14 protein-coding genes, 7 tRNA genes and 3 rRNA genes are annotated in these 16,819 nt (G+C 47.0%); 18 read left to right on the forward strand and 6 right to left on the reverse strand.

All coding sequences use genetic code 11. The features are described 5' to 3' along the window. Positions 1–72: 72 nt before the first annotated feature. The gene (gene priA, locus C2747_RS00125; protein ID WP_251374766.1) at positions 73–2,184 is read left to right on the forward strand and encodes a replication restart helicase PriA; all 2,112 of its coding nucleotides are present in this window, start codon (positions 73–75) and stop codon (positions 2,182–2,184) included. Here priA and gcvH read toward each other — a convergent pair. The 4 genes from gcvH to C2747_RS00145 all read right to left on the reverse strand — a co-directional run bounded on the left by gcvH (position 2,181) and on the right by C2747_RS00145 (position 4,200). Next, complete coding sequence (gcvH, locus tag C2747_RS00130) at positions 2,181–2,573, reverse strand: glycine cleavage system protein GcvH (RefSeq protein ID WP_215331762.1); 393 nt, start codon at positions 2,571–2,573, stop codon at positions 2,181–2,183. The genes priA and gcvH overlap by 4 nt on opposite strands. A 100-nt stretch (positions 2,574–2,673) precedes the next feature. Continuing rightward, the gene (locus C2747_RS00135) at positions 2,674–2,859 is read right to left on the reverse strand and encodes a hypothetical protein (RefSeq protein ID WP_041396810.1); all 186 of its coding nucleotides are present in this window, start codon (positions 2,857–2,859) and stop codon (positions 2,674–2,676) included. A gap of 41 nt (positions 2,860–2,900) precedes the next feature. Further along, complete coding sequence (locus C2747_RS00140; RefSeq protein WP_251374876.1) at positions 2,901–3,935, reverse strand: fatty acid desaturase; 1,035 nt, start codon at positions 3,933–3,935, stop codon at positions 2,901–2,903. 189 nt (positions 3,936–4,124) lie between these two features. Continuing rightward, positions 4,125–4,200 (reverse strand) — tRNA-Arg (locus C2747_RS00145). Between the two features lie 105 nt (positions 4,201–4,305). Between C2747_RS00145 and C2747_RS00150 the strand changes: the two genes are divergently transcribed. After that, positions 4,306–4,542 (forward strand): hypothetical protein, encoded by a 237-nt coding sequence (locus C2747_RS00150; protein WP_251369207.1) that lies wholly within the window; start codon positions 4,306–4,308, stop codon positions 4,540–4,542. A gap of 40 nt (positions 4,543–4,582) precedes the next feature. Here the strand turns inward: C2747_RS00150 and rsmI are convergent, their stop codons facing one another. Continuing rightward, positions 4,583–5,488, reverse strand: a complete 906-nt coding sequence (rsmI, locus tag C2747_RS00155) for a 16S rRNA (cytidine(1402)-2'-O)-methyltransferase (RefSeq protein WP_215331763.1) — start codon at positions 5,486–5,488, stop codon at positions 4,583–4,585. A gap of 106 nt (positions 5,489–5,594) precedes the next feature. Here rsmI and C2747_RS00160 point away from each other — a divergent pair, with 106 nt between their 5' ends. From C2747_RS00160 to C2747_RS00170, 3 genes are read left to right on the forward strand one after another with little or no spacing between them, the layout of a single operon-like run. Beyond that, positions 5,595–6,200, forward strand: a complete 606-nt coding sequence (locus C2747_RS00160; protein WP_215331764.1) for a phosphoheptose isomerase — start codon at positions 5,595–5,597, stop codon at positions 6,198–6,200. A gap of 24 nt (positions 6,201–6,224) precedes the next feature. After that, a complete protein-coding gene (locus C2747_RS00165; RefSeq protein ID WP_215331765.1) occupies positions 6,225–6,872 on the forward strand; it encodes a BON domain-containing protein in 648 nt (215 codons plus the stop codon). A gap of 23 nt (positions 6,873–6,895) precedes the next feature. Next, complete coding sequence (locus tag C2747_RS00170) at positions 6,896–7,249, forward strand: c-type cytochrome (protein ID WP_251374767.1); 354 nt, start codon at positions 6,896–6,898, stop codon at positions 7,247–7,249. Here C2747_RS00170 and C2747_RS00175 read toward each other — a convergent pair. After that, positions 7,246–7,905 (reverse strand): GNAT family N-acetyltransferase, encoded by a 660-nt coding sequence (locus tag C2747_RS00175; protein ID WP_215331766.1) that lies wholly within the window; start codon positions 7,903–7,905, stop codon positions 7,246–7,248. The genes C2747_RS00170 and C2747_RS00175 overlap by 4 nt on opposite strands. Positions 7,906–8,399: 494 nt before the next feature. Here C2747_RS00175 and C2747_RS00180 point away from each other — a divergent pair. From C2747_RS00180 to rplK, 13 genes are all read left to right on the forward strand, one after another. Continuing rightward, positions 8,400–9,932, forward strand: a 16S ribosomal RNA gene (locus C2747_RS00180). Between the two features lie 57 nt (positions 9,933–9,989). Then, positions 9,990–10,066, forward strand: a tRNA-Ile gene (locus C2747_RS00185). A 30-nt stretch (positions 10,067–10,096) separates the two neighbouring features. After that, positions 10,097–10,172 (forward strand) — tRNA-Ala (locus C2747_RS00190). 267 nt (positions 10,173–10,439) lie between these two features. After that, positions 10,440–13,313, forward strand: a 23S ribosomal RNA gene (locus tag C2747_RS00195). 109 nt (positions 13,314–13,422) lie between these two features. Continuing rightward, positions 13,423–13,536, forward strand: a 5S ribosomal RNA gene (rrf, locus tag C2747_RS00200). The 16S, 23S and 5S rRNA genes sit together here with 5 tRNA genes alongside, the layout of an rRNA operon. Before the next feature lie 112 nt (positions 13,537–13,648). Further along, positions 13,649–13,733: transfer RNA gene (locus tag C2747_RS00205), tRNA-Tyr, on the forward strand. Positions 13,734–13,740: 7 nt separating this feature from the next. Beyond that, positions 13,741–13,814 (forward strand) — tRNA-Gly (locus C2747_RS00210). Between the two features lie 20 nt (positions 13,815–13,834). Continuing rightward, positions 13,835–13,909 (forward strand) — tRNA-Thr (locus C2747_RS00215). A 67-nt stretch (positions 13,910–13,976) separates the two neighbouring features. Then, complete coding sequence (gene tuf, locus C2747_RS00220) at positions 13,977–15,167, forward strand: elongation factor Tu (RefSeq protein WP_011901887.1); 1,191 nt, start codon at positions 13,977–13,979, stop codon at positions 15,165–15,167. A gap of 12 nt (positions 15,168–15,179) precedes the next feature. After that, positions 15,180–15,255, forward strand: a tRNA-Trp gene (locus C2747_RS00225). Positions 15,256–15,275: 20 nt separating this feature from the next. Continuing rightward, the gene (gene secE / locus C2747_RS00230) at positions 15,276–15,653 is read left to right on the forward strand and encodes a preprotein translocase subunit SecE (RefSeq protein ID WP_215331767.1); all 378 of its coding nucleotides are present in this window, start codon (positions 15,276–15,278) and stop codon (positions 15,651–15,653) included. Positions 15,654–15,660: 7 nt separating this feature from the next. After that, positions 15,661–16,233, forward strand: coding sequence for a transcription termination/antitermination protein NusG (gene nusG / locus C2747_RS00235; RefSeq protein WP_215331768.1), 573 nt, complete (start codon positions 15,661–15,663; stop codon positions 16,231–16,233). A 154-nt stretch (positions 16,234–16,387) separates the two neighbouring features. Next, on the forward strand, positions 16,388–16,819 hold the full coding sequence (gene rplK / locus C2747_RS00240; RefSeq protein WP_011901890.1) for a 50S ribosomal protein L11: 432 nt from the start codon (positions 16,388–16,390) through the stop codon (positions 16,817–16,819).

Raw genomic sequence — 16,819 nt, forward strand, 5'->3', positions numbered from 1 at the left:
TCAAATGATATCCACAGACTTATCCACAGGGTTGAATAACAAATTTTAGTAAATGATCCTCAGCCTATCGTAGTGCAGGTAGTAGTAGATAAGCCTTTAGTTCAGGGCTTTGATTACCTATGGGATATTGAAAAATTAGGCAGATTCCCTGAAATTGGTAATGTGGTTGAGGTGCCCTTTGCCCGGTCTAAAGAGATTGGGCTGATAGTAAGGGTGAGCAATCACTCCGATTATGAGATCGGAAAGCTCAAATACGTGGATCGTTTGGCGCCACTTCCTGTATTGGACCCCGCTTTATTGCGATTAATGAGCTTTAGCAGTCAGTATTACATCCACGGTTTAGGGGAAACCGTATTACCGGTCATACCGCAGATGTGGAAAAAAGCAGATCAATGGGAAAAAATACCGGAAAAACTGGGATCTGCAGACAAAAAAGGTAAAAAAAAGCTTGTTGCAGAGGCAGAAGGTTTGATTACGGTAGAGCAATTGAATTCCGATCAAAAGATCGCCTTATCTCAACTGCTGGCAGATGGTCAAAAAGAAAATCAATTTAGGACAATTTTATTGCAGGGCCAAACGGGGAGTGGTAAGACGGCCGTCTTTCTCAATTGGCTTGCAAGCACACTTAAAGAAGAGGGTGCTCAAGTACTTTTACTAGTGCCAGAAATTAACTTAACTCCGCAACTAGAAAGACGCGTAAGAGCCTACTTCCCAGATGAAAAAATGGCGGTATTACATAGCGGTGTCAGCGAAAAGAAAAGAGGCGTTGCTTGGTATGAAGCAATGACTGGCAAAGCACAAATTATTTTGGGAACGAGGCTAGCAGCTTTGACGCCTATGCCAAATTTACGCGCCATCGTGGTGGACGAAGAGCACGATCCATCTTATAAGCAACAAGATGGAACTAGATATTCGGCAAGAGATTTAGCAATCTGGAGAGCGCATGATCAAAAAATCCCCATCCTCTTATCATCAGCCACGCCGTCAATAGAAACCTGGTTGGCCGCTCAATCGGGTCGCTATGAAAATATTCGACTTGATCAGCGCGCCCAAGGCGCAGCTCTACCTAGTGTGCACTTAATTAATACACGTGATCCACAAAATCAATTTAGCCCAGGCGATGCAGGTGCGCCAAAGCAAAAAAGCCTCATTACAAAAAAACTTGCAAATGCCATTAGCAAATCACTTGCAGAAAAAAAGCAAAGTTTGATTTTGATTAATCGGCGCGGTTATGCCCCGGTACTCAGTTGCTCAGCATGTAATTGGCTATCAAAATGCACTCAATGCTCTACCTACACAGTAATGCATAAGGCTGGCGCATTAAGCAAGAGATCCGTATTAAATTGTCACCATTGTGGGTTGGTAAAGCCAATCCCACAGTTTTGTCCTGATTGTGGAAATGCAGACCTTAAAACACTTGGTCATGGGACTCAAAAGTTAGAAGATGCCATTGAAGAAATGTGGCCGCAAGCGAGAGTGCTGCGGGTCGACACAGACTCAAGTAGAAAGAGTAAAGGGGCAGAAGCTCTTTTTACGAAAATACATGATGGCAATGTTGATATTGTCGTTGGCACTCAAATGATTGCTAAAGGACATGACTATCAAAACATTGGATTAGTAGCCGTGTTAGACGCAGATAGTCGACTCTATTCGGCAGACTTTAGAGCGGCCGAAAGATTATTTGCGCAGTTAGTTCAAGTGGCCGGGCGCGCAGGAAGATCCGGCACCAAAGGTGAGGCTGGGGGAGATATTTATATCGAGACACAATACCCAGAGGCGCCGGTATTTCAGTATTTATTAAGACACGATGTCGATGGATTTTTAGCATTTACTGCTAAAGAGCGCGAAGAGGCAAAATTACCGCCCTACTCCTATCAAGCATTCATTCATGCAGAAGGTAAAAGCCTAGATAAGGCAATTCAGTTTTTGAATGAACTCAAGGCGCGTATAAAAATTAAGGGCCTGATTACGAGAGAGCTCAAGGTATATGACCCAGTGCCAAAGCCAGTCATGCGAGTGGCGGGCGCAGAGCGCGCCCAATTATTAATTGAGTCAGGCAATCGTAAGGCGCTACAAGAAGCGCTTGAGATAATTGATCAAGAGTTGCGCCAAGATTCCACGGGAAGAATCAGTAAAACATCACGTATTCGATGGTTGGTAGAGCGCGATCCGATTGCTATCTAAGCGCCTGCGCTAGACTCGTATTGTGTGAGCGACATTAAGTCGTTTAAGTTAGAGCTCAGCATCTCAGGAGATGTTGGTTTAATTTTAAATAACCACACTGAATACGGCTGAGTATTCACCATCTCAGGGCTGACATCCACCTCTTCATTAAGAGCAATAATTTCACCGCTGATGGGAGCATGAATATCGCTCGCCGCTTTAACGGACTCTATTGCAGCAATGGCTTCGCCCTGCTTTACTTGTTGGCCAATTTTTGGCGCTTGGAAAAACATGACATCACCCAAAGCTTCTTGCGCATGATTACTAATACCCACCCAAACTAGCCCATCATCTTCGATGCTAGCCCACTCATGTGTTTCTGCGAATTTAAATGTGTCTTGAGTTTTCATTGAGTATTCTGTGGACTATGTCGACGTTCTCTAGAGAGCGCCAAAGCAATCCCTATGTTGAGGATTAATCAATCGTAAATTAGTAAAACTAAATGAAGATTTAGGTTTTTGCTGAGCCCGTACGGTGAGTACGGTTGTATAAACAGCTTGCGCAAATCCAGCGCTGCTTACGATTGCTTGTCGGAATCCAGGTGCCACCTTCCAGACGCTTTTCGCGACTGCATGAGGAGCAGAACTTAAGGCTCTGTGAAGTTTCTTGGGTAGCAGCTGGAGTCGAAGTAGTCATGGGCAATCCGGGCAATTCAAATCTTGTACAGAACCTTTATTTTACCCGTTTTGTCCCGCTGGGGCTGGGCTCAGGACAACTCGTACCGAATCGGCTGTTTTATTGCCATCAAAATCGAGCCAAGCCTTGTTTTCAAAATCATAGAGCTTGCACTTACGAGCCGTCTCGAAATACCATGCCCAAGAGAACTTTTGGATAAAAATACGCTCTGGAAGGATGGTTTCCAGGGTATTTTGAGCCTCTTGAAGGCGATATAGAGGAACGCTCATATCTACGTGATGGGCTGTGTGCTCCATGATGTGGTGCATCAAAGAGCCCCAAATCCAATTAAAGGTCAAATGCACTGTGGTGGATACAAAAGGCTGGGCGCGCAACCACTCAGATTTCTTGTCATACCAAGACACTGAAGTGTGGGTATGGTGAACATAGACCACGAAACCAATCATTCCATTCCAGAACAGGAAAGGAAGAGCAAAACCAGTGATGAGGCCAAGCCAGACAGATTGACCGGTAGCGAGGGCGCCGGCAATGAGACAGGCAATCCAGATAATGGCAAAGCCAGTTACCAGTAAATTATCTTTCAAGAAAATTGGACGATCGCCAGGTTTGTTTTTTGCATTCGGGAAGTACTCACGTCTCCACCAGATCTCAATGAGGTAGTAGAAAACAGGGCCCCATCCACTACGGTAGAGACGCTCTACGGCTTTGCGCCAAGCAGGCAGTGCATCGAATTCCGCTTTTGATAATGGAGCCCAAACAAAGTCAAAGCCCTTGAGGTTAGTCTGGCCATGGTGAACAACGTTGTGGCCTACATCCCATAAGCTGTATGGGGTTAGAGATGGCAAGAACGCAATGCGACCCAATACTTTATTCAGTTCGCGGTGTGGTGTGTAGCTTTGATGGCAAGCATCATGACCCAAGATGAAGATGCGGCCAGTAACAAAGCCAGCAACTAAGCCTAATACGATTTTGATCAGCACGCTCTCAACAAAGATAGTGCCTGCGATACAGGCAAGCCATAAAACAGCATCCAATGCCAGCAAGGCAATTGCTTTTACTGTTTCTCCTTGAGCCATGGGGATCAACCAGCTACGAATCACCTTTCGGTGCGGCAACGGAAGATCTGGAGCCAAAGGATTGGCCATGGATGGCTCGGATAGTGCAGAATTTAGATGATTTGACATGATAAGAATCAATAAGTTAGAAGGAAATGATAGCCTTTTTCACGAATTCACGCATGATGTAGGTCAAAACCCCCTCTGTTTTGGTGCGCCCGGCAGGAATCGAACCTGCGACCCTTGGCTTCGGAGGCCAATACTCTATCCACTGAGCTACGGGCGCCAGTATGAAATTCGCTAACTACGCCATTGTAAGTGCCTATATCCTTAGGCTCTCGTTATAATCATCGCAGAACCACTCTAAAACCCGTCAAACTATAAAAGTCCTATGAGCGAAGCGCACGGCAGCATCATTAAAACCCCCAAACAGCTGATCATTACGGTGTTTGCCACCTTTTTTGTGCCATTGATCATCATTTTGTTGCTATTGGTATATGTAAATAACGGTAAACGGACTGATGCGGCTGCCTCTGCCGAGCAGTTGATTAAACCTGTTGCGCAATTGAATTACCAGGATGCTAGCGCTCCAGCGGAGTCCAAAGAGGCTGCACCAGCGACTAAATAAGGTTTAGCGCTCTCGATCAAGCTGGCTAGATGCCTGCTTTTTATTGCTCTTCGTTTTGACCTTTTGCATCTAGCGCAACTTGGTACGCCTCTTTTTTGCTCAATCCAAGCGTTTGAGCGAGCACGGCAGCAATTTCTTTGCTGCCTAAGTAAGGACTCAGGGCGTTAGCCCATAGCAAGAGCGCCGAATGTTCAGGGGCCTCGTCCGCATTGGCTTGGCGGCCAGCTACTAAGATAATAAATTCACCCCTGAGGCTCTCTGCTTGCTCAAGCCACTCCGGAATATCTGCAACAGTGAGCGTGACCAGCTGCTCAAACTTTTTGGTCAGTTCTCTACCTACTATTACCTGTCGCTCGGCCTCTAGTTCTTTGCTCAGCGTTATCAGGGTCTCGCGAATTTGATGTGGCGATTCAAAAAAGATGCTTGTTTTTGAATTGCTACGAATATCTTGAATAAGGGCGCCCCGCTCTTTTGCTTTATTTGGCCAAAAGCCAAGAAACTGAAAGCGCCCTTCCGATGGCAGCATGACAGAGCCGCCAGCAGAAATAGCAGTAGAAACCGCACTTGCACCGGGAATGGGAATAATGCGAAAGCCAGCCTTTTCTACCGCGTTCACTAATCTTGCGCCGGGATCTGATACTCCAGGTGTACCAGCATCTGAAATGTACGCCCAGCGTTCATTTTGAGCGAGGCGCTCAATAATGTTTTGCGCACCAGTAATTTCATTGTGCTCATGCAATGCGACACATTTCTTATGGATGCCAAAATGTTGCAGCAGGGGTGCGCTATGCCTTGTATCTTCACAGGCAATACCGTCTACTGAGTTAAGCACATGCAGTGCACGCAAAGTAATGTCACCCAAATTACCAATTGGCGTGGCAACCATGTATAAAGCGCCGGCTGGCAGGTCCTGTTGTTTTAAAAAGTCAAAGGAGCTTAATTCCATTTGGGCAATCTTTTGCAAAATAGTATTAATAAGTAAGAGAATACGTTGCTTTTGAAATCATGGGTGGCGTAGGCAGGTTGTCTGAACTATGGCGCATAATAATGTGATGGATAAAGATACTCTCGAACGTTTGCGCGCTCGCGCATCCCAGCATTTTTTAGACAGCATTGCTGTAAAGCAAGCCGCTGAAAAAATACTTCCTGAGCCGGTTGCTCGCGGCATAGTCGCGATGACAAACTGTTTACGCGCTGGCGGAAAGGTAATGGCTTGCGGTAACGGCGGATCAGCTGCTGATGCGCAGCATTTCGCCGCCGAGCTGATTGGTCGCTTTGAGAGGGAGCGACAAGAGTTGGCTGCGATTGCGCTGACTACAGACACATCCATTTTGACTGCTGTAGGAAACGACTACAGCTATGACGAAATCTTTGCCAAGCAAGTGCGCGGTCTCGGCAAGAAAGGCGACATCTTAATTGGCATCTCCACTTCAGGAAATTCAAAAAACGTAGTGAGAGCAATTGAGGCTGCAAAAAAGATGGGGATACAGATTATTGCCCTGACTGGTAACGGTGGCGGAAAGATTGCTAGCTTATTAGATGCTGATGACATTCATCTGTGCGCGCCCTCCACTCGCACTGCTCGTATTCAAGAAACGCATTTAGTTTTGCTTCATGCCTTATGCGATGGCGTAGATCATTTATTGCTCGATCAATAAATTAATTAATTAAAAGGTACGCATATGCGAAATACTCTCATCATCAAATTACTTGCCGCGATGTTGATTTCCTCCTTCCTATCCGGTTGTGGTGTATTAGCTATTGGCGGTGTTGTGGCAGGCGCAAGCGTATTGGCTGATCGCCGTTCCCCAGCTGTGCAGGCAATTGATAAGGGTATTGAGTTAGAGGCCGGCAATGCTTTAGCCAAGCGTTATGGTGATAATGCGCACATTAACGTGACATCATTCAATCAAAAGGTATTGTTAACTGGTGAGGTGAAGGATGCCGATATTAAGGGCCAGGCCGGCACCTTTGTAAAGGAAATGAAAAACGCCCGCTCTGTCTTTAATGAATTAGCCTTTGGACCCAATAGCACTTTTACAGCACGCGCGAATGATTCTTACCTCGAATCTAAAATCAAAACCCAAATGATTTTCACAGACAAGCTGCCATCGAATTCAATGGCAATTGTTGCTGAAGGTAGTAGTGTTTATTTGATGGGTATCCTGACGCAAAACGAGGCAGCGATTGCTAAGAAAGTTACTAGCAATGTTGACGGCGTAAAAGATGTGTACGTCTATTTCGACATTATTTCTGATGCAGAAAAAACGCGCCTAGAAAAACAAGGTAAGGCAGATGAATCGCAGCCAAACTCGATGCCAAAACAGTAAGGCTGTTTGATGGGGGGTGAGCAATGAATTTATCCATGCAACATCTGAAATCTTGTTTGCTCACCACCGTCTTCTTACTATGTTCGCTAAGTGCGAAGGCATCTAGTGACGATACGAAGGCGGTTTTACTTGCAAAGCAAAATGCTTGCCTGGGATGTCATGCGCTTGATAAAAAAATTGTGGGCCCTAGCTATCAAGCTGTTGCAAAAAAATATGCGAACGATCCTAGCGCAATAGTATTTCTAAAAAACAAAATTATTAAAGGTGGCTCGGGGTCTTGGGGCGTTGTACCAATGCCAGCAAATGCAAAGTTAAGTGATGCTGATGCGTCTTTATTGGCTGGCTGGATTTTACGCGGAGCGCCTAGCGTAAATTAAGTTGGGCGAACGACTTGCTTTCCAAGAAACCAGGACCACACATCGTTTGAGCGCTTAAAGTTTTGTTTAAGTGCATAGTCAAAGTCAGCCCACTGCTCGTTGGCAGCCTCTTCAACAATCGTGCCTGAATTTGCAGGCGGTAATTTCAAATAAGCATCGGCATCACCATGGGCATACTCAACAAGCATGCCCGCCTTTTGCGCCAGATGCATCATTGCCCGGTTATTTGCCAGGCAATGTACGAATAAGGTTTCGATACGGGTATTGCGAGAGTGCACCGAAGCGCGGGCCAATAGGGCGGTACCAATGCCCTGCCCCCGGCCATTAGGCAGTACCGATACGCCAAACTCTGCAGCTAGTGGCTGGCCTTTTATTTCGGGTAGATACGCTAAATGAGCCATACCAATCAGGTTTAGCTGAGAGTCAAAGCTGCCAAATATCGCATCTCTATTGAAATTAAGCCTCTTTACATAGCGATGAATAACCTCATCAGGGGTTTGAGTGCCGAAGCGAAGACGACGATCTTCTTCATTCAGCAGCAAAAGATGCTGAAGAATGTGCTCTCTATGGCCCGCATGTAATTCACGAATAGGCACGACTAAGCCAGCCGTATAGGGCTTACTAGGTAAGTGACTATTCGCTAATTTATTGTGCATAGCACCATACTAGCAGAAACAAGAGCTAATTACAGGGTTTTCCCTAGGTATAGCAATACAGACATAAAAGGGCGATAAATAGAGTTAAAAACTGAACACTTGCCTGAAATTATCTGCCCTTTCCATGAAAAACCGCATATTTCGAAAAAAAATTGAAAATATTTTCGACCTCCAGACCCTTGTTCTACATGGGTTTATTTTAAAAGTAGGAAAAAACATCGCTTTTTTATAGAAAAAGACTACAAAAGGTGTTGACGGACCCTCAAAAGGGGTATAAAGTCTCATCTCTCTGCTGCAACGTTTTATGAAATACAAAAACGCGCAGCCCTCTTTAAAAATTAGTCAACCGATAATTGTGGGTACTAAGTGAAAGCATCAAGTCCTTCGGGACAGATGTAAATAAATAGTACTCATAGACAGTAAAAAGATTTGGTTTTATTACCAAGTCAATTTCTTTTGAATGAGTGCGACGATCCGCAAGGATCACAGGAATTAAACTGAAGAGTTTGATCCTGGCTCAGATTGAACGCTGGCGGCATGCCTTACACATGCAAGTCGAACGGCAGCACGGGTACTTGTACCTGGTGGCGAGTGGCGAACGGGTGAGTAATACATCGGAACGTACCTTATCGTGGGGGATAACGCAGCGAAAGCTGTGCTAATACCGCATACGCCCTGAGGGGGAAAGCGGGGGATCGAAAGACCTCGCGCGATTAGAGCGGCCGATGCCTGATTAGCTTGTTGGTGGGGTAAAAGCCCACCAAGGCGACGATCAGTAGCTGGTCTGAGAGGACGATCAGCCACACTGGGACTGAGACACGGCCCAGACTCCTACGGGAGGCAGCAGTGGGGAATTTTGGACAATGGGGGAAACCCTGATCCAGCAATGCCGCGTGAGTGAAGAAGGCCTTCGGGTTGTAAAGCTCTTTTGTCAGGGAAGAAACACCGGCTCTAACACAGTCCGGGAATGACGGTACCTGAAGAATAAGCACCGGCTAACTACGTGCCAGCAGCCGCGGTAATACGTAGGGTGCAAGCGTTAATCGGAATTACTGGGCGTAAAGCGTGCGCAGGCGGTTATACAAGACAGGCGTGAAATCCCCGGGCTTAACCTGGGAATGGCGCCTGTGACTGTATAGCTAGAGTGTGTCAGAGGGGGGTAGAATTCCACGTGTAGCAGTGAAATGCGTAGATATGTGGAGGAATACCAATGGCGAAGGCAGCCCCCTGGGATAACACTGACGCTCATGCACGAAAGCGTGGGGAGCAAACAGGATTAGATACCCTGGTAGTCCACGCCCTAAACGATGCTGACTAGTTGTTCGGAATTTACATTCTGAGTAACGTAGCTAACGCGTGAAGTCAGCCGCCTGGGGAGTACGGTCGCAAGATTAAAACTCAAAGGAATTGACGGGGACCCGCACAAGCGGTGGATGATGTGGATTAATTCGATGCAACGCGAAAAACCTTACCTACCCTTGACATGTCACTAACGAAGTAGAGATACATTAGGTGCCCGTAAGGGAAAGTGAACACAGGTGCTGCATGGCTGTCGTCAGCTCGTGTCGTGAGATGTTGGGTTAAGTCCCGCAACGAGCGCAACCCTTGTCTTTAGTTGCTACGCAAGAGCACTCTAAAGAGACTGCCGGTGACAAACCGGAGGAAGGTGGGGATGACGTCAAGTCCTCATGGCCCTTATGGGTAGGGCTTCACACGTCATACAATGGTGCATACAGAGGGTTGCCAACCCGCGAGGGGGAGCTAATCTCAGAAAATGCATCGTAGTCCGGATCGTAGTCTGCAACTCGACTACGTGAAGCTGGAATCGCTAGTAATCGCGGATCAGAATGTCGCGGTGAATACGTTCCCGGGTCTTGTACACACCGCCCGTCATACCATGGGAGTGGGTTTTGCCAGAAGCCGTTAGCCTAACCGCAAGGAGGGCGACTGCCACGGCAGGGTTCATGACTGGGGTAAAGTCGTAACAAGGTAGCCGTATCGGAAGGTGCGGCTGGATCACCTCCTTTCTAGAGAAAGATGCTGAATCCTAGTGCCCACACTTATCGGTTGACAATAAAAGCCACGGGTCTGTAGCTCAGCTGGTTAGAGCACTGTGTTGATAACGCAGGGGTCGTAGGTTCAAGTCCTACCAGACCCACCACCAGCCAGAAACAAGACTTAGTGGGACGTTGGGGGATTAGCTCAGCTGGGAGAGCACCTGCTTTGCAAGCAGGGGGTCGTCGGTTCGATCCCGTCATCCTCCACCATCATCTAAATGTCAAAACTAAGCGAACATTTAATCGTTTAGTTTTGCCATTTATGGCTGTTCTTTAAAAATTTGAGTAAGCAAAGTGTCAAATGTTTCTTTGAGAGGACATTTGACAATGTAATAAGGGTAAAGATTGAATCATCAATCAGTAATACAAACGAGTTTTACCAAGTTCTTTAACAAGTACTTACAGTTTGGATTACGGCAAACATGTCAGAAGTAGAAGTAAACCTGTAACAGGTACTAGCAATGGTGCTCGTTATAGGATCAAGTGAATAAGTGCACATGATGGATGCCTTGGCGATTACAGGCGACGAAAGACGTTATAACCTGCGATAAGCCCCGGGGAGCTGGTAAATAAGCTTTGATCCGGGGATTTCTGAATGGGGAAACCCACCACTTTTGTGGTATCCATACCTGAATACATAGGGTATGAGAAGCGAACCTTGTGAACTGAAACATCTAAGTAGCAAGAGGAAAAGACATCAACCGAGATTCCCAGAGTAGTGGCGAGCGAAATGGGAACAGCCTTCTAGTGATATCTCAGTAATTAACAGAACGGAATGGAAAGTCCGACAATAAAGGGTGATAGTCCCGTATGTGAAAATTATTGGGTGGTACTAGGCTAGAGACAAGTAGGGCGGGACACGTGAAATCCTGTCTGAATATGGGGGGACCATCCTCCAAGGCTAAATACTCGTAATCGACCGATAGTGAACAAGTACCGTGAGGGAAAGGCGAAAAGAACCCCGGGAGGGGAGTGAAATAGATCCTGAAATTGTGTGCATACAAACAGTAGGAGCCTCGTAAGGGGTGACTGCGTACCTTTTGTATAATGGGTCAGCGACTTACATTCAGTAGCAAGCTTAACCGAATAGGGAAGGCGTAGCGAAAGCGAGTCCGAATAGGGCGCTAGTTGCTGGGTGTAGACCCGAAACCAGTTGATCTATCCATGGCCAGGTTGAAGGTGCGGTAACACGTACTGGAGGACCGAACCCACTAACGTTGAAAAGTTAGGGGATGAGCTGTGGATAGGGGTGAAAGGCTAAACAAAACTGGAAATAGCTGGTTCTCTCCGAAAACTATTTAGGTAGTGCCTCGTGTATCACTGTAGGGGGTAGAGCACTGTCATGGTAGTGGGGTCCATTGCGGATTACTGCGCCATAGCAAACTCCGAATACCTACAAGTGCAATCACGGGAGACAGACATCGGGTGCTAACGTCCGGTGTCAAGAGGGAAACAACCCAGACCGCCAGCTAAGGTCCCTAATATATGCTAAGTGGGAAACGAAGTGGGAAGGCTAAAACAGTCAGGAGGTTGGCTTAGAAGCAGCCATCCTTTAAAGAAAGCGTAATAGCTCACTGATCGAGTCGTCCTGCGCGGAAGATGTAACGGGGCTAAGCATATAACCGAAGCTGCGGATCACAGCAATGTGATGGTAGGAGAGCGTTCTGTAAGCCTGTGAAGGTGTCTTGTAAAGGATGCTGGAGGTATCAGAAGTGCGAATGCTGACATGAGTAGCGATAAAGGGGGTGAAAAGCCCCCTCGCCGTAAGCCCAAGGTTTCCTGTTCAACGTTCATCGGAACAGGGTGAGTCGGCCCCTAAGGCGAGGCAGAGATGCGTAGCTGATGGGAACAAGGTTAATATTCCTTGACCATTGTTAGATGCGATGGGGGGACGGATCGCGGAAAGTTGTCCGGGTGTTGGAAGTCCCGGTTCTTGCGTTGGAGATGGCTATTAGGTAAATCCGGTAGCGTAATTCAAGGGCGTGAGACGAGCGAATTTATTCGCGAAGCAATTGGAAGTGGTTCCAAGAAAAGCCTCTAAGCTTCAGTCTAACAAGACCGTACCGCAAACCGACACAGGTGGGCGAGATGAGTATTCTAAGGCGCTTGAGAGAACTCAGGAGAAGGAACTCGGCAAATTTGTACCGTAACTTCGGGATAAGGTACGCCCTGGTAGTTTGACCCTGTACAAGGGGAGGACGAAAGGGTTGCAATAAAAAGGTGGCTGCGACTGTTTAATAAAAACACAGCACTCTGCAAACACGAAAGTGGACGTATAGGGTGTGACGCCTGCCCGGTGCTGGAAGATTAAATGATGGGGTGCAAGCTCTTGATTGAAGTCCCAGTAAACGGCGGCCGTAACTATAACGGTCCTAAGGTAGCGAAATTCCTTGTCGGGTAAGTTCCGACCTGCACGAATGGCGTAACGATGGCCACACTGTCTCCTCCTGAGACTCAGCGAAGTTGAAATGTTTGTGATGATGCAATCTACCCGTGGCTAGACGGAAAGACCCCATGAACCTTTACTGTAGCTTTGCATTGGACTTTGAACCGGTCTGTGTAGGATAGGTGGGAGGCGTTGAAAGCGGGATGCTAGTTCCGCTGGAGCCAACCTTGAAATACCACCCTGGTTTGTTTGAGGTTCTAACCTTGGCCCATTATCTGGGTCGGGAACAGTGCATGGTAGGCAGTTTGACTGGGGCGGTCTCCTCCCAAAGTGTAACGGAGGAGTACGAAGGTACGCTTGGTACGGTCGGACATCGTACCTAAAGTGCAATGGCAAAAGCGTGCTTAACTGCGAGACCGACAAGTCGAGCAGGTGCGAAAGCAGGTCATAGTGATCCGGTGGTTCTGTATGGAAGGGCCATCGCTCAACGGATAAAAGGTACTCTGGGGATAACAGGCTGATACCGCCCAAGAGTTCATATCGACGGCGGTGTTTGGCACCTCGATGTCGGCTCATCTCATCCTGGGGCTGTAGCCGGTCCCAAGGGTATGGCTGTTCGCCATTTAAAGAGGTACGTGAGCTGGGTTTAAAACGTCGTGAGACAGTTTGGTCCCTATCTGCCATGGGCGTTGGAGATTTGACGGGGGCTGCTCCTAGTACGAGAGGACCGGAGTGGACGTACCGCTGGTGTACCTGTTGTTTCGCCAGAAGCATCGCAGGGTAGCTATGTACGGAAGAGATAACCGCTGAAAGCATCTAAGCGGGAAACTTGCCTGAAGATGAGATCTCCCGTAGGTTTAACCTACATAAAGGGTCGTTGAAGACCACAACGTTGATAGGTCAGGTGTGGAAGCGCAGTAATGCGTTAAGCTAACTGATACTAATTGCCCGTTAGGCTTGATCCTATAACCAGCACTATTGTGTTGGATGTTTGCCAGATTTAATCTGCATCCTTAATTACATGCTTACTCAAATAGAGTTGTTGATGAATCATCAACAACTCGACCCTCTACGCCCGGTGACCATAGCAAGTTGGAACCACTCCTTCCCATCCCGAACAGGACAGTGAAACGACTTTACGCCGATGATAGTGCGGATTACCCGTGTGAAAGTAGGTAACTGCCGGGCACCAATGCGACGCCCAGACCCTCTTAGGTCTGGGCGTTTTTACTTGTGCAAAGCGTTTTGAGGTTTAAGAGATTGACAATAACTCCATTAGGAGTCAGAATATTGGGTTCGCGGAGGGGTGTCCGAGCGGCTAAAGGAGGCAGACTGTAAATCTGTTGGCTATGCCTACGTAGGTTCGAATCCTACCCCCTCCACCAGAGATGTGCGGGATTAGTTTAATGGTAAAACAGCAGATTTCCAATCTTCGGTCAAGAGTTCGATTCTCTTATCCCGCTCCAGTTTTTTAGTATTTGTATTTGCCCATGTGGCTCAGTGGTAGAGCACTCCCTTGGTAAGGGAGAGGTCGGCAGTTCGATCCTGCCCATGGGCACCATGGCTTGTGAAGTAAATAAATTTAATTTCGTGTGTTGGTTTAAGAGTTAACTAAAGGCAGACAAAAAATGGCAAAAGAAAAGTTTGAGCGGACAAAACCGCACGTAAACGTTGGCACAATCGGTCACGTTGACCACGGTAAAACTACCTTGACAGCAGCAATTGCAACCGTGCTTTCTAAAGCATTCGGTGGCGAAGCAAAAGCATACGATCAGATCGATGCTGCTCCAGAAGAAAAAGCACGCGGTATTACGATTAATACAGCGCACGTTGAGTATGAGACTGCAAATCGCCACTACGCTCACGTCGATTGCCCAGGACATGCTGACTACGTTAAGAACATGATTACTGGCGCAGCTCAGATGGACGGCGCTATTTTGGTTTGCTCTGCAGCTGACGGCCCAATGCCACAAACGCGTGAGCACATCCTCTTGGCACGCCAAGTAGGTGTTCCTTACATCGTGGTGTTTTTGAACAAATGCGATATGGTTGACGATGCTGAATTGTTAGAGCTAGTTGAAATGGAAGTGCGTGAGCTTTTATCTAAGTACGACTTCCCAGGCGATGACACTCCAATCATTCAAGGTTCTGCTAAGTTAGCGCTTGAAGGTGACGAAGGCCCAATGGGCAAAGAAGCTATCATGAAATTAGCTGAAGCATTAGATACTTACATCCCAACTCCAGAGCGTGCTATTGACGGTGCGTTCTTGATGCCAGTAGAGGACGTGTTCTCTATCTCCGGTCGCGGTACTGTTGTTACAGGCCGTATCGAGCGCGGTATCGTTAAGGTTGGTGAAGAGATTGAAATCATTGGTATCAAGCCAACCCTCAAGACCACTTGTACTGGTGTTGAAATGTTCCGCAAATTGCTCGACCAAGGTCAAGCAGGCGATAACGTCGGTATCTTGTTACGCGGTACAAAACGTGAAGAAGTTGAGCGCGGCCAAGTATTGGCTAAGCCAGGTTCAATCACCCCACATACTCACTTTACAGCCGAGGTTTATATCTTGGGTAAAGATGAAGGTGGTCGTCATACACCATTCTTTAACAACTATCGTCCCCAGTTTTACTTCCGTACTACGGACGTAACAGGTTCAATCGAGTTGCCAAAAGACAAAGAAATGGTCATGCCTGGTGATAACGTAACCATCACAGTAAAACTCATCGCCCCAATCGCGATGGAAGAAGGTTTGCGTTTTGCGATCCGTGAAGGTGGCCGTACTGTTGGCGCCGGTGTGGTTGCAAAGATTTTGGCTTAATAGATTTACAAAAGGGGTGTAGCTCAATTGGCAGAGCGTTGGTCTCCAAAACCAAAGGTTGGGGGTTCGATGCCCTCCGCCCCTGCCACGATTTAAACTGAAAGTTATATGTCTCAACAAACAGCAGGTCACTCTGAAGAAAAGAGCAGCTGGGTCTCCGGACTCGCTGCTTTAATCGTCGTTGCAGCGTTAGTTCTTTACTACACGTTGGCGGATCAATCTTTATTGATTCGTTTAGTTGTCTTGTTTGGCGGCATAGCAGCTGCAGTTTTAATTGTGGCGATGTCAGCAGATGGGCGTCGTTTTATCGCCTACGCTAAAGATTCTTGGTATGAAGTAAAAAAGGTTGTCTGGCCGTCTCGCAAAGAGACGACTCAAATGACTCTAGTCGTATTTGGCTTTGTCGTGATCATGTCCTTGTTTTTGTGGCTTGCAGACAAATTAATTGAATGGCTAGTTTTTTCAGTCTTTTTAGGCTGGAAGTGAGTAAAAAATGATTGATGCTGAATTAGTCTCAAACCCACAAGCTACCGGCAATATGCGCTGGTACGTTATTCATGCTTATTCAGGCATGGAAAAAAGCGTTAAAAAAGGCTTAGAAGAGCGTATTGCTCGTTCAGGAATGCCAGAAAAATTTGGCCGTATCTTGGTTCCATCCGAAGAGGTTGTAGAAATCAAGTCAGGCGCAAAATCGGTATCTGAGCGTCGTTTCTTCCCGGGATATGTCCTGATTGAGATGGAAATGACAGATGAAAGCTGGCATTTGGTGAAAAATACGCCAAAAGTGACTGGATTCGTAGGTGGTGTTCGTAACCGCCCAAGCCCGATTTCTACTGCTGAAGTAGCAAAAATCATGGATCAAATGCAAGCCGGCGTGGATAAGCCTAAGCCTAAGACCTTATTTGAGGTGGGTGAGATTGTCCGCGTCAAAGAAGGCCCATTTGTCGATTTCAACGGAAATATCGAAGAAGTAAATTATGAGAAGTCAAGATTGCGCGTTTCTGTTACAATTTTTGGCCGCGGTACCCCAGTTGAGCTGGAGTTTGGCCAGGTAGAAAAGATGTAAAAAATACCCAATTTAAGGGTGTTTTGTAGCAAAAGTGGTGGTTTTAAGTGGTTAGCAATAACCGAGGAGCGGAGCTAGATAGCCAAAAACTAGCGAAGCGTTTACTCAACGGCGGTCTTTCCTAATGAGGTTAGGCGCGCTTTAAGGAGCACACATGGCAAAGAAGATTATTGGCTTTATCAAGTTGCAGATCCCTGCAGGTAAAGCAAATCCATCACCACCCGTAGGTCCAGCATTGGGTCAACGCGGTCTTAATATTATGGAATTCTGTAAGGCGTTTAATGCTCAAACACAGAGCATGGAACCTGGCCTTCCGATTCCCGTTGTGATTACAGCGTTTGCTGATAAGAGCTTCACTTTCATCATGAAGACGCCTCCAGCGACCATCATGATTAAGAAGGCTGCGAAGATCGAAAAAGGTTCACCGCGTCCCCATACCGATAAGGTAGGAAAAATTACACGTGCTCAAGCAGAAGAAATTGCTAAAGCAAAAATGCCAGATTTGACAGCTGCTGATATGGATGCTGCTGTAAGAACAATCGCTGGTAGCGCCCGTTCGATGGGCATCACAGTGGAAGGTCTCTAA

The organism is Polynucleobacter corsicus, assembly GCF_018688255.1.
Lineage (GTDB): Bacteria > Pseudomonadota > Gammaproteobacteria > Burkholderiales > Burkholderiaceae > Polynucleobacter > Polynucleobacter corsicus.